Genomic DNA, 13,265 nt, shown 5'->3' with positions numbered 1-13,265 from the left:
AGGTTATACCCAAAACATGGCAGTTTGGATAGCGCGTCGGTGCCGCGCGGCGCGCCAGCGTCTGCTTCCGCCACCGGTGATGACAGTCGCATGCCCGCGCGCCACGCCGCCCGGTCGGGACGGCGCAGCGGGCGTGCGTGACGGGCTTCGGGACGCCGGCGCTTGCGCGCCGGTGCGCCACCTTCATTCCGCGCCGAAATGCTCCGGCGGCATCGCCATCAGCGGGGCCGCGCCCGAGGCGATCGCCGCGGCATGGGCCAGCGTGCGCGGCAGGATGCGGGCGAAGTAGAAGCGCGCGGTCTCGCGCTTGGCCTGGCGGAACGCCTCGCCGTGCGCCGAGGCGTCGGCGGCGGCGACGCTGCGCGCCCACCAGTAGGCCAGCACGACGTAGCCGCTGTAGAACAGGTAGTCGTGGCTGGCCGCGCCAATCTCCTCCGGATCCTGCGCCGCGCGGGCCAGGATGGTGCGGGTCAGCTCGGCCCATTCGGCGGCCTTCTCGCGCAGCGGGCCGATGAACTCGGCCAGGGCCGGGTCGCCCTGGTGCTCGGCGGCGAAGGCCTCGATCTGCGCGAGGAACAGCTTCAGGCCCGCGGCCTGGGTGGCGGCGGTCTTGCGGCCCATCAGGTCCAGCGCCTGGATGCCGGTGGTGCCTTCGTACAGCGTGGTGATGCGCGCGTCGCGCGCCAGCTGCTCCATGCCGTGCTCGGCGATGTAGCCGTGGCCGCCGAAGCATTGCAGCGCGTGGTAGGTGTTCTCGATGCCCCACTCGGTCTGGCAGGCCTTGGAGATCGGGGTGAGGAAGCTCACCAGCGTATCGGCCCGTTCGCGCTCGGCCGGATCCGGCGAGTGGTGGGCGATGTCGATCAAGGTGCCGGCGTGCAGCGCGAGCAGGCGGCTGCCCTCGATCAGCGACTTGACGGTCAGCAGCATCCGCCGCACGTCGGGATGGACGATGATCGGATCGGCCGGCTTGTCGGGGAACTTCGCGCCGGACAGCGAGCGCGTCTGCAGGCGCTCGCGCGCGTAGCGCAGCGCGTTCTGGTAGGCGCGCTCGGACAGGCCGATGCCTTGCAGGCCGACGCCCAGGCGCGCGGTGTTCATCATGGTGAACATCGCCTGCAGTCCCTTGTGCGGCTGCCCGACCAGCCAGCCCTGCGCGCCGTCGAAGTTCATCACGCAGGTCACCGAGCCCTTGATGCCCATCTTGTGCTCGATGGAGCCGCAGCGCAGCGCGTTGCGCTCGCCGAGCGCGCCGTCGCGGCCGACCTTGAACTTCGGCACCACGAACAGCGAGATGCCCTTCGCGCCCGCCGGTGCGTCCGGCAGGCGCGCCAGCACCAGGTGGACGATGTTCTCGGTGAAGTCGTGCTCGCCGGCGGTGATGAAGATCTTGGTGCCGGTGATCGCGTGGCCGCCGTCGCCGTCGGGTTCGGCGCGGGTCTTGAGCAGGCCCAGGTCGGTGCCGCAATGCGGTTCGGTCAGGCACATGGTGCCGGTCCAGCGGCCTTCGACCAGCGGCTTGAGGAAGGCTTCCTGCTGCCACGCCTCGCCGTGCTGCTTCAGCGCCTCGACCGCGCCGTGCGAGAGCAGCGGGAAGTTGCCCCAGGCCAGGTTGGCGGCGTTGATCAGTTCGTTGAGCGGCACGCCGATGACGTGCGGCAGGCCCTGTCCGCCGAACTCGGGCGCGGCGGTCAGGCCGGTCCAGCCGCCCTCGATGAACTGCCGGTAGGCGGCGCGGAACCCCGGCGGCGTGGCCACCTCGCCGGTCGCGGCGTCGAGCCTGCAGCCGGTTTCGTCGCCGACCCGGTTGAGCGGGGCCAGCACGGTCTCGGCGAAGCGCGCGGCCTCGTCCAGCACCGCGTCGACGATGTCGCGGCTGGTCTCGCCGTAACCCAGGCGCTGGAACAGCGCTTCGGCGCCGAGCACGTCGTACAGGGCGAAACGGATGTCGGTCAGGGGGGCTTTGTAGGACGCGCTCATGCGGAAGTCTCGAAAGGTTGCTTGCAGGGGATGCGCGCGCCGTCAGCGCAGCACGCCGTCCAGGCCGGGGACGGGGTTGAGGGTGTTGCGCGTGTCCACCTCGAAATTGCGCGCCTTGGCGTCCTGCGGCGTGGCGTCGACGCTGCCTTTCAGCGTGTAGGGCAGCGGCCGCAGGCCGGCCAGCGCGTCGGCCACGACGATGCGGCCCGCGCTGGTGGGAGCGAAGGCCACGGTGAACACGTCCGCCGACTCCGGGCCGACCGACAGTCCGGGCGCGGCCTGCAGCGTGCCGGCGGCCTGGTCGCCGACCTGCACGTCCATCCTGATCGCGTCGAAGCGCATCGGGATGCTGCTGTAGTTCTGCAGGCGCAAGTCCACCGACCACTGGCCGTCGGCCTTGACGGTGAGCTGCTGCACGCTGATCGCCGGCTCGGAGACGCGGCGGACGATGCCGTCGCCGCAGCCGGCCAGCAGGGCCGTCGCCAGCACAAGGATCAGCAGGGAGATACGCCGCGTCATGCCACCGCTCCGCAAGATGATGGGGAGGGCAGGATACTACGGCGTATGGCGTTGCGGATGGCAGCCGCAGCGCCGGCGGCCCTCAATCGTCCCGCGCGGCCCCTGGATTCCAGACGAACGTCGCCAGGCTGCGAGGCGGCAGCGTGTAGGCGAAGCGCCGGCCGTCGTGGCCGACGGTGAAGCGGCGCGGTTGCCTCGCGGCGTTGGTCACCAGCAGCACCAGCGAACCGTCGTCCGCATTGCGGAAAGCGACGTTGTCCAGATCGCCGCCGGTTTCTCCGGAAGCGATGCGGTGCGCGCCGGGCCGCACGAACCGGCTGGCATGGGCCAGCGCGTAATACTCGTCGGTGCGGCTGACCGCGCCGGTGCGCGAATCGATCGTCACCACGCCGCGGCAGGTATGGCAGCCGCCGGCGTTGGGGCCGTTGTTCTCGTCCAGCGCCAGGTTCCAGAACAGCGCGCCGCGCGCCCAATGGCGCGCGCTGCGGATGATGATGCTCCTCGCCTGCAGCGGCAGGCCGCCGCTGCGCACCGGCTCCCAGTCGCCGCCCGAGCATTCGGTCATGTACGCGTCCTTGTCGGGGAAGGCCTCGTGCACCGGCGTCTGCGCCGACACGTCGCCGCCGTAGCAATGCCAAGCGACCGCATCGACGTACCGGTTTGCCGCTGGATCGGACAGGACGCCCAGCGGCTCCCCGGGCTTGTCCCAGTTGTGGTCCCAGTCGAATAGCTGCGGACCGGTGCCGCGCGCGGCGATCATCGGGCCAAGGTGATCGCCGATCAGGCGGGCGCGCGCCGCTGCGTTCAGGCGCATGCCGGGGTAGTCCTTCGGCTCGTAGTCCGGCTCGTTCTGCACGGTCAGGGCGAAGATCGGGATGCCTTCGGCCGCGTAGGCGTCGACATAGCGCAGCAGGTAGCGCGAGAAGGCGTCGTAGTAGCGCGGCAGCAGGCGGCCCTGGATCAGGCTGTTGCTGTCCTTCATCCACGCCGGCGCGCTCCACGGCGAGGCCATGATCTTCAGCTGCGGGTTGAGCGCCAGCATCGCGCGCGCCACCGGGATGACGTCGCCGCGGTTCGGCTCGATGCTGAAGTGCTCCAGCTCGGGATCCGGCTTGCCGTCCGGGGTGTCGGCCAGGCTGTAGTGGTGGCGCGAGAAGTCCGACGCGCCGATGGTCAGGCGGGAGAAGCTCAGCCCCAGGCCGCCGGGCTGGCGCCCGAACAGTTCCTTCAGCAGTGCATCACGCTGGCCCGGGTCCAGCTTGTGCTGGATCAGCCATGCCGACGAATCGGTCAGCGATGCGCCGAAGCCGACCATCTCCTGATAGCGCTGTCTATCGTTGATGGCGATATGCAGCCTGTCGTTCTCCGCGGCATCGCCGAAGCGGCCGGGCGTCGAGGGCGCCAGCGCCAGTGCGTGGTCGGCGGTGGTGATCCACACCTCCACCCGGGTGCCGTCCGCCGGCCGGGCATGGCCGAGCGGGGCGGCCGCGGGCAGCATCAGGGCGAGGCTGGCGCAGAACAGGCGCGAGGACTTGCACAGGTGTCGGAACATGCTGGGATTCTCCCGTGTCGCGAGCGTCGGTTTGCAGGTGCGGAACCCTGGCGGAATCCGCGCAAAGAGGTTGTTGCGGTGCAGCGAAATTTCCGTCCCGGTCCCGGGCGGCCGAGCAAATTCAATCCCATGCGTGGACTGGCGCCGCGCTCGTCGTGAATTTGTTGACAGTCCATTTGAGCTTGTATATGACAGCGCTGTCAACAACGGTCGGAGAGGACCAGATGCATCACCAACATCACCTGGCGGGGATGAACCCGCCCGCGCATCGTCGTGCATTGCGCAAGCAGAACCTGGCCGTGGCGTGCTGTCTGGCGCTGGCCTTCCCCTTGGCCGCGCAGGCCCAGCAGGCCGCGCAGCCGGCCGAGCAGAGCGTCGAGACGCTCGATGCGGTCCGCGTCACCGGCATCCGCGCGGCCATCGCCACCGCGGTGGAGACCAAGAACGAGTCGACCTCGATCGTCGAGGCCATATCCGCCGAGGACATCGGCAAGCTGCCCGACATCAGCATCGCCGACTCCATCTCGCGCCTGCCGGGCCTGACCATGCAGCGGGTGGACGGACGCGCGCAGGTCATCCACATCCGCGGCATGTCCGAGCAGTTCGGCGGCACGCTGCTCAACGGCCGCGAACAGGTCAGCACCGGCGGCAGCCGCGGCGTGGAACTGGATCAGTACCCGGCCGAGTTGATCAACGCCGTCACCGTGTACAAGACCCCGGACGCCTCGCTGGTGGGCCAGGGGCTTTCCGGCACGATCGACATGCAGTCGATCCGCCCGCTGGACATCGGCCAGCGCCGCATCACCTTCAGCGGGCAGGGCGAGTACAACTCGCTGGGCGAACTGATCGACGGAAGCAGCGACACCGGCTACCGCGCCAGCGCCTCGTACGTGGACCAGTTCGCGAACGACACCTTTGGCCTGGCCGTCGGCGTGGCGCGGATGGACTCGCCGTTCCAGGAACAGCAGGAAAAGGCGTGGTGGTGGGGCAATCCCGACGCCTGGAGCGCGCCGCAGCCGGGCAAGCCGGCCGATGCGGTGGCCCGCCAGGCCGGCGAGGCATCGCTGAAGTCGCGCGAGATCACCCGCGACGGCGTGATGGCGGTGCTGGAATTCAAGCCCAATGATCGGTTCCACAGCATCCTCGACGTGTACTACTCCACGTTCGACCAGGACGAAACCGAAAACAGCATCATGTGGAACAACGACCCCTGGTGGAGCCACCCGACCCAGGGCCAGGTGCGCTACACCAACGTCGGCACCACCCTGGTGGGCGGCGTGCCGGTGGTCACCCGCGGCACGCTCAACGGCGTGGGCGCACTGAACATGCTCAACGAGACCAACTGGCGCGAGGACAAGCTGTTCTCGGCGGGCTGGGCCAACACGTTCGGCTGGGGCGACATCTACACCCTCAAGAGCGACCTGAGCTATTCCCGCGCCGAGAGCACGCGCTCGATGCTGGAGCTGCAGTCCGCGTTCGCCACGCCCCGGGACATCGATTTCCAGCTGGCCACGGGCAAGGGCTTCAACCGCTTCTCCATCCCGGGCCTGACCGATCCCACCCAGATCTACCTGGGCATGGACGCGATGGGCTGGGGCCGCGACGGCCGCACCGACATCGCTTCGACCGAGGACACCCTCAAGTCGGGACGGCTCGAACTGAACCGGCTGGTGGAATCCTCGGACTTCCTCCGCAGCTACGACGTGGGCGTGAACGTCACCCGCCGCAGCAAGGACCGGGAATACGTGGCCCATTACGTCGACCTGAAGAACGGCCGCGCGCCGGTGCGCCTGGACACCGTGCCGCACGGCCGCGCCTCGATGGATTTCATCGGCCTGGGCGACGTGCCCAACTTCAATGCCGGTGAGCTGCTGGCGCGCTACTACGACCTGCGCTACGAAGCCAGCGAGAACGACCTGATGAAGAACTACGGTGTCGACGAGGACATCAGGACGTTCTACGCCAAGGCCAACCTGGACATGGACGTGACCGACAGGGTCCGCCTGCGCGGCAACGTCGGCGTGCAGTACGTGCGGTCCGAGCAAAGCTCCACCGGCCCCACCGTCAAGCGCGATCCGGTCAGCAACGACTGGGTGATCGCCGGCGGCCAGACCATCGGCACTTCGTATGGCGACATCCTGCCCAGCATGAACCTGTCGGCGGATTTCGGCGACGGCCTGATGCTGCGCTTCGCGGCCGCCAAGACGCTGATGCGCGGCCCGATCGAGCAGATGGGCGCGTACACCACCGCCGGCGTCGACGTGACCACGCGCGAATGGAGCGGCGGCGGCGGCAACCCGAAGCTGGAGCCGTACCGGGCCACCGCCTACGACCTGTCGCTGGAGAAGTACTTCGGCCCGACCACCTATGCGGCCCTGGCGGTGTTCTACAAGGATCTGGAAACCTACATCTACACGCAGAACGTGCGCTGGGACTTCACCGGCTACGACGACCTGGGCATCACGCCGATCTCCAACTGGGGCAACTTCAGCACCCCGGTCAACGGCAGCGGCGGCTACATGCGCGGCGCCGAGCTCAGCGGCGCGGTCGGCGGCGACATGATCCACCCGGTGCTGGACGGCTTCGGCCTGCTGCTCAATGCGTCCTACACCGAGTCGTCCATCGATCCGGACGGCCCGGGCGGCTCCAGCACGGACACGCTGCCCGGCCTGTCCAAGGTGGTGGCCAACGCCACGGTGTACTACGAGAAGCATGGCTTCTCCGCGCGCATCAGCCAGCGTTACCGCGGCGAGTACCGCGGCGAGTACGCCTCGCTGTTCGGCGACCGCATCTACCAGAACACCATGCCCGAGAGCACCGTGGATCTGCAGGTCGGCTACGACTTCCCCGATGGCGGCCGGCTGTCCGGGCTTTCGGTGCTGCTGCAGGTCAACAACGTGACCAACGAACCGTATCGCACGGAAACCACGGCCGGCGGCATTTCCGAAACGGTGTTCCTGCCGTCGGACTACAAGGAATACGGCCGCCAGTACCTGCTGGGCTTCCGCTACAAGCTGTGATGCATCCAGGCCTTTGCCAGGCAAGCCGGCATGCAGGACGCGGCGGGGCATGAGTCCCGCCGCGTCCGCGCGGCCCTGTCCAATCAACGATGCGGGTGCTCCAACGTTGCCACCGCGTCGTCGCACCGTGGGAGAAATCAGTGAATCCGATCCGTATGACCTTGCTGGGCGCCGGCCTGCTGGCCTGCCTGTCCTGCGGCAAGCAGGAACCTGCCGGGAAGCCGGCCACCGCAGCCGCCAATGATTCCGCGCAGTTGCAGGACTGGCCGGCGCTGAAGAGCAGCTTTGCCCAGGACCCGGCCATCGAGGCGCGCGTGGCCGAGATCCTGGCCAGCATGACGCTGGAGCAGAAGATCGGGCAGATGGTGCAGCCCGAGATCAAGTCGATCACGCCCGACGAGGTGCGCCGCTACTACATCGGTTCGGTGCTCAACGGCGGCGGTTCCTGGCCGGGCAAGAACAAGCATGCCACGGTGCAGGAATGGCTGGCGCTGGCCGATGCGTACCACGACGCATCGATGACGACCGACGCGAAGATCCCGGTGCCGGTGATCTGGGGCACGGACGCCGTGCACGGGCACAGCAACGTGTTCGGCGCCACCATCTTCCCGCACAACATCGGCCTGGGCGCCGCGCACGACGCCGAGCTGATCGAGCGCATCGCCGAGGCCACCGGCCAGTCCACCCGCGCCACCGGCGTGGACTGGACGTTCGCGCCGACGGTAGCGGTCGCGCAGGACGCGCGCTGGGGCCGCACCTACGAAAGCTATTCCTCGCAGCCGGCGCTGATCCGCGAGTACGCCGCCGCCTACGTCAAGGGCATGCAGGGCGGGCTCGACGGCGACGGCAACGTGGTCGCCACCGCCAAGCACTTCATCGGCGACGGCGCCACCGACGGCGGCAAGGACCAGGGCAACGCGCTGGTCACGCAGGCGCAGATGATCAACGTCCACGGCCAGGGCTACTACGGCGCCATCGAGGCCGGCGTGCAGACGGTGATGGCCTCGTTCAACAGCTGGAACGACGTCGCCGCCGGCAAGGACTACGGCAAGATGCACGGCTCGCGCGACCTGCTGACGGTGGCGCTGAAGGAGAAGATGGGCTTCGACGGCTTCGTCGTCTCCGACTGGAACGGCATCGGCCAGGTGCCCGGTTGCAGCGACGACAGCTGCGCGCAGGCGATCAACGCCGGCATCGACATGGTGATGGTGCCCGATGCGTGGAAACCGTTCATCGCCAACACCGTGGCGCAGGTAAAGTCCGGCGAGATCCCGATGGAGCGCATCGACGACGCGGTCACCCGCATCCTGCGCGTCAAGCTGCGCGCGGGCCTGTTCGAGCGCAAGCCGTCCGCCAGCAGCCACGCGGGCAAGCCCGAGTCGCTGGTGCATCGCGACCTGGCCCGCCGCGCGGTGCGCCAATCGCTGGTGCTGCTGAAGAACGACGGCGGCGCGCTGCCGCTGAAGCGCGGACAGCGCGTGCTGCTGGTCGGCAAGAGCGCCGACAGCATCTCCAACCAGGCCGGCGGCTGGTCGCTGACCTGGCAGGGCACCGACAACACCAATGCCGACTTCCCCCATGCCGACAGCCTGGCCGCGGGCCTGCGCGAACGGCTGGGCGAGGCCAACGTCCTGCTGCGCGACAGCGCCGAGGGCGTGGACCCCGCGAGCTACGACGTGATCGTCGCGGCCATCGGCGAAACGCCGTACGCCGAGACCAACGGCGACATCGTGCCGTCGGATACGCTGGCGCACAGCCGTCGCCATCCCGAGGATCTGGCGGTGCTGAAGGCCGCCGCGGCCACCGGCAAGCCGGTCGTCACGGTGTTCCTGTCCGGCCGCCCGCTGTACGCCAACGACCTGATCAACCTGTCCGGCGCCTTCGTCGCCGCCTGGCTGCCCGGCACCGAGGGCAAGGGCGTCAGCGACGTGCTGGTGGCCGGCGCCGATGGCAAGCCGGAGCATGATTTCCGCGGCAGGCTGACCTTCCCGTGGCCGGCGGTCGCCTGCCCGAAGGCGGACGACAAGCCGCAGTTCGCGCTGGGCGGGGGGCTGGGCTACGGCGATGGCGGCAGCGTCGGCAAGCTGGCCGAGGACAGCGCCACGAGTTGTGGCGAGGCCACGGCGCTGCCGATCTTCAACCGTTCCGACATCGCACCTTTCAGCCTGCGCATGATGGCCGGCGACGCGGAGCAGGCCGTGGGCGCGGATCTGAACCGCACGGTGCGCTGGCCGGATGCAAAACCCGCCTTGCAGGTGGCCACCGTCCAGATCAACACCCAGCAGGACGCCAAGGAAGTGACCTGGCTGGCGCCGGCGCGTTTCGTCGCCCGCAACCCGTCGAAGAACAACCTGGCCGCGATGGCGCGCGCGCACGGCGCCGTGCAGTTCGACGTGATCGTCAGGCAGGCGCCGATCAAGCCGGTGCAGTTCACCTTCGGCTGCGGCGCCGGCTGCGGCGCCAGCCTGGATCTCACCGCGGCCTTCTCCGGCGATGCGGTCGGCAGGAAGCAGACGGTCAAGCTGCCGCTGGCCTGCTTCGGCAAGCTGGGCGCGGACCTGAGCGGCGTGGACATGCCCTTCGGCATCGCCGCCGACGCGCCCTTCGCCGCGGCCTTCACCAACATCCAGGTGGTGGCCGGTGCGGCCGAGGACGCCGATGCGGTGAAGTGCGCCCGGTAACAGCGGTCCATACGGCACCCCGCGGCATCGCCGCGGGGTGCCGACGCAATGCTAGTGCAATCGCGCGGCGGCCCCGTAGGCTGGCCGTTCCACCCGATTCCGAACCCCTACCAGCAGGCACCCATCCATGACCCAGCAAACCACCCGATGGTCGCAGTTCAGTGTGCTGATCACCGTGTTTTTCTTCTGGGGTTTTGTTGCGGCCAGCAACGGCATCCTGATTCCCGTTTTCAAGAAGGCCTTCGACCTGACCCAGGCCCAGAGCATGTACGTGGCGCTGGCGTTCTACGTGGCCTACACCGTGGGATCGCTGATCTACGTCGCCATTTCCAAGGCCATCGGCCTGGACGTGATCAACAGGATTGGCTACAAGAACGGCATCTGCCTGGGCCTGGTGATCTCCGCGCTGGGGGCGCTGCTGTTCTATCCGGCGGCCAATACCGGTTCGTTCAACCTGATGCTGTCGGGCCTTTTCATCGTCGGCCTGGGCTTCTCGCTGCAACAGATCGCGGCCAACCCGCTTGCCATCGTCATGGGCAATCCCAAGACCGGCGCGCAGCGGCTGACGATGGCCGGCGGCGTCAACAACTTCGGCACCACCATTGGCCCGCTGCTGGTCAGCGTGGCGATCTTCGGCTCCGTCAACGCGGGCAACACCGAAGCCAGCATCGAAAGCGTCAAGACGCCCTACCTGGTGCTGGGCGCGGCCTTCATCCTGGTGGCCATCTTCCTGAAGTTCTCCTCGGTGCCCAACCACATCGATCTGGAGAAGCTGTCCGAGAGCGAAGCGCAGGACAGCGGCAAGCTGATCCACAAGAAGTCGGCGCTTTCCTATCCGCAGCTGGTGATGGGCATGATCGCCATCTTCCTGTACGTGGGCGTCGAGGTGTCGACCATCGACAACCTGCCGGCCTACTTGGAATTGCCGGTGGAGCAGGGCGGGCTGGGCATCGAGACCGCGATGATCGCGCCCTTCGTTTCGCTGTACTGGGCCAGCCTGATGATCGGCCGCTGGAGCGGCGCGGCCGGCGCGTTCGATGTCGGCGCGGGCGCGAAGAGGATGCTGATGCTGATCCTGCCGTACCTGGCGTTCGGCGTATTCCTGGCGGTGAACGCCATCACCGGCCACGATCCCTCGCAGTTCTTCGGCTATGCCGCGGTGATCGTGCTGATGATCCTGGCCACGCTGGCCAGCAAGGGCAATCCGGCGCGCATGCTGCTGTACTTCGCCATCTGCGGTACCGCCGCCCAGCTGATTGGCATGTTCACCACCGGCATGACCAGCGTGGTCGCCTTCATCAGCGTGGGCCTGTTCTGCAGCACGATGTGGCCGTGCATCTTCACCCTGGCCATCACCGGCCTGGGCAACAAGACCAACCAGGGCAGCAGCCTGCTGATCATGATGATCATGGGCGGCGGCATCGTCAGCTGGGTGCAGGGCGCGCTGGCCGACAAGGTCGGCATCCACTACAGCTTCATCATCGGCGTGCTGTGTTTCGCCTACCTGGCGTTCTACGCCATCGCCGCCACCCGCACGCTGCGCAGTCAGGGCATCGACCTGGACAAGCTCAGCGCCGACAACAGCCATTGAACGCGGCGCCCCTGGCGGGCGCCGGGGGCTGCGCTGCGGGCCACCGGGCCACTCTCTCCGGCCCGGTGGCTTTTTTGCGGCCCGACGAGGGGCGCATGTAGAGCCGAGCTTGCTCGGCTATTCCGTCATGGCTGCCGAAGCAGCGGAGCAAGCTTCGCTCTACAAGCTTGCGGGCTTGCTCGGTCGCGTTCGCTGCCCCGGCTTTCTCGCCCAGGACAAGAAACTTTCAGTGGCGCGGCACCGGCCCGGTGGACTGCCGCAGTTGCAGCGCGTAGGGCATGCGGAGCATCTGCCCTGAAGCAGGATCCTTGATCGCCTTGAGCAGTTCGACCGTCGCCAGCCGGCCCATTTCCTGGGTGGGCTGGTGCACGGTGGTCAGCGCGGGGAATATCTGCCGCGACATCGGCGTGTTGTCGAAGCCGCACACCGAGACGTCGCCGGGAATCGACAGCCCGCGCGAATGCGCCACGCTCATCACCCCGGCGGCCATGTCGTCGTTGGCGGCGAAGATGGCGGTCGGCGGCTGCTCCAGGTCGAACAACTGCTCGGCCGCGCGCGCGCCCGAGTCGAAGGAGAACTCGCCGTCGATGACCAGCGTCGGGTCGTAGCGCAGCCCGGCGCGGCGCAGCCCGCTGCGGTAGCCGGCCAGGCGCCATTCGCTGGCGCCGTGCGAGGGATGGCCCTTGATGTGGGCGATGCGGGTATGCCCCAGCGAGACCAGGTATTCGATCATGTCGGCGGCCGCGTCGTGTTCCTCCAGGGTGACGCCGATGGTGCCTTCGCGGTTCCTCGGCGAGACGCAGGAGTAGGGCATGCACAGCTGGTCCAGCCGATCCAGCAGCTCCACGCTGTCGGTGATCGGCGGGGTCAGGATCAGGCCGTCGAGCTTGGAGAACTGCACCAGCGACTCGACGCTGCGCAGGAAATCCGGGCTCTCGTAGTTCAGCGGCTGCACGACCATGCCGTAGTGGTGCGCCTGGCAGGCGTCGACCACGCCCATCAGGATTTCCATCAGGTAGTTGGCCGAGGGATTGTCGTACAGCAGCGCCACCAAGTACGACCTGCGCCCGGCCAGGCTGCGCGCGGAAGGATCCGGGCGGTAGTTCATCGACTGGGCGACCGCCTGCACGCGCGCGCGCGTCTCCTCCCTGACCGTGGGCTCGTTGTTGAGCACCCGCGAGACGGTCTTCATCGAGACGCCGGCGGCTTTTGCGACATCCTCTATGCGTACACGCATGCCTTCTCCAATCCCAGCGCGGCACCCATCGGACAGGTGGGCATTGACAGCGCTGTCAGCAAGTGAAATCTAGCAGGTGCGGGCGCGATGGCAAGCCGCGGCGCGGTAATCGGCTGGCCGGACTCGTTGACGGCGCACGCCTTGCGGGCGGGTGTTCCGGACAGCCTGTCAAGAGATTGAAGTATCGGCGCCACGCGGTTTTTACGCGACCTGCGGTCCAATACGCGGCATCGAAGCACCGGGATGATCGTGATGGGCCGCAGGACGAGGATTTTGCCACAGGGATTCAGTTGGCGCGAAAGCACCGGGACATCCAATGGCAAGGCGAAGGGACCTGCGGCGCTGGCGCTGGACTTCATGGACGAATGCATCGCCTTGCTGTCTCCCTGCGGCAGCACATGGCAGGTGCGCATCCTGGCCGACGTCGGTCCCTGCACCATCCGCACCCAGACCGTGAGCCGCCGCGCCACCGGCATGGCGCTGCTGCGCGAGTGGGCGCATGCATTGTGCGAAGCCGGCGATGGCGGTGGCGATGCGGGGCGCGCCGACGCGGCCATGCCGCCACCGGCGCTGTCCATCCAGCCGCTGCATCCGACCACGACGTTCGCCGGACCTTGCGGTCAGGGCGTGGAAGACGGCTGGCCGTGTCAGGACCGGCGTCCCGCAGCCTGATTCCGGAACAAAA

The 13,265-nt window shown here is 68.1% G+C and carries 9 protein-coding genes; 4 read left to right on the top strand and 5 right to left on the bottom strand.

Going from position 1 to position 13,265, the window contains the following annotated elements; all coding sequences use genetic code 11:
- Nucleotides 1-183: 183 nt before the first annotated feature.
- From AAG688_RS12875 to AAG688_RS12865, 3 genes are all read right to left on the bottom strand, one after another.
- Nucleotides 184-1,980 (bottom strand): acyl-CoA dehydrogenase C-terminal domain-containing protein, encoded by a 1,797-nt coding sequence (locus AAG688_RS12875; protein ID WP_411832643.1) that lies wholly within the window; start codon nt 1,978-1,980, stop codon nt 184-186.
- A gap of 42 nt (nt 1,981-2,022) precedes the next feature.
- Nucleotides 2,023-2,499, bottom strand: a complete 477-nt coding sequence (locus AAG688_RS12870) for an LEA type 2 family protein (protein WP_411832641.1) — start codon at nt 2,497-2,499, stop codon at nt 2,023-2,025.
- 82 nt (nt 2,500-2,581) lie between these two features.
- The gene (locus tag AAG688_RS12865) at nt 2,582-4,051 is read right to left on the bottom strand and encodes a glycoside hydrolase family 30 protein (RefSeq protein WP_411832640.1); all 1,470 of its coding nucleotides are present in this window, start codon (nt 4,049-4,051) and stop codon (nt 2,582-2,584) included.
- Between the two features lie 224 nt (nt 4,052-4,275).
- Here AAG688_RS12865 and AAG688_RS12860 point away from each other — a divergent pair, with 224 nt between their 5' ends.
- From AAG688_RS12860 to AAG688_RS12850, 3 genes are all read left to right on the top strand, one after another.
- On the top strand, nt 4,276-7,071 hold the full coding sequence (locus tag AAG688_RS12860; RefSeq protein WP_411832639.1) for a TonB-dependent receptor: 2,796 nt from the start codon (nt 4,276-4,278) through the stop codon (nt 7,069-7,071).
- A 140-nt stretch (nt 7,072-7,211) separates the two neighbouring features.
- Nucleotides 7,212-9,752: a glycoside hydrolase family 3 N-terminal domain-containing protein gene (locus AAG688_RS12855; protein ID WP_411832638.1), complete on the top strand. Its 2,541-nt coding sequence runs from the start codon at nt 7,212-7,214 to the stop codon at nt 9,750-9,752.
- Between the two features lie 127 nt (nt 9,753-9,879).
- Entirely contained in the window at nt 9,880-11,343 is a 1,464-nt protein-coding gene (locus AAG688_RS12850; RefSeq protein ID WP_411832637.1) for an MFS transporter, read from the top strand.
- A 226-nt stretch (nt 11,344-11,569) separates the two neighbouring features.
- On the opposite strand, the gene AAG688_RS12845 is transcribed toward AAG688_RS12850, so the two are convergent.
- Entirely contained in the window at nt 11,570-12,580 is a 1,011-nt protein-coding gene (locus AAG688_RS12845) for a LacI family DNA-binding transcriptional regulator (protein WP_411832636.1), read from the bottom strand.
- Nucleotides 12,565-12,939, bottom strand: a complete 375-nt coding sequence (locus AAG688_RS12840) for a hypothetical protein (RefSeq protein WP_411832635.1) — start codon at nt 12,937-12,939, stop codon at nt 12,565-12,567. Before AAG688_RS12840 ends, AAG688_RS12845 begins: the two co-directional genes overlap by 16 nt.
- On the opposite strand from AAG688_RS12840, the gene AAG688_RS12835 reads away from it, so the two are divergent.
- Entirely contained in the window at nt 12,938-13,252 is a 315-nt protein-coding gene (locus AAG688_RS12835) for a hypothetical protein (RefSeq protein ID WP_411832634.1), read from the top strand. The genes AAG688_RS12840 and AAG688_RS12835 overlap by 2 nt on opposite strands.
- The last annotated feature ends 13 nt before the right edge of the window (nt 13,253-13,265 follow it).

Origin of the sequence: Pseudoxanthomonas mexicana, from assembly GCF_046736355.1 — a bacterium.
GTDB classification, from domain to species: domain Bacteria; phylum Pseudomonadota; class Gammaproteobacteria; order Xanthomonadales; family Xanthomonadaceae; genus Pseudoxanthomonas_A; species Pseudoxanthomonas_A mexicana_B.
The sequence above is the reverse complement of the archived record's forward strand: the minus strand, read 5'-3'. Positions and strand labels throughout refer to the sequence as shown.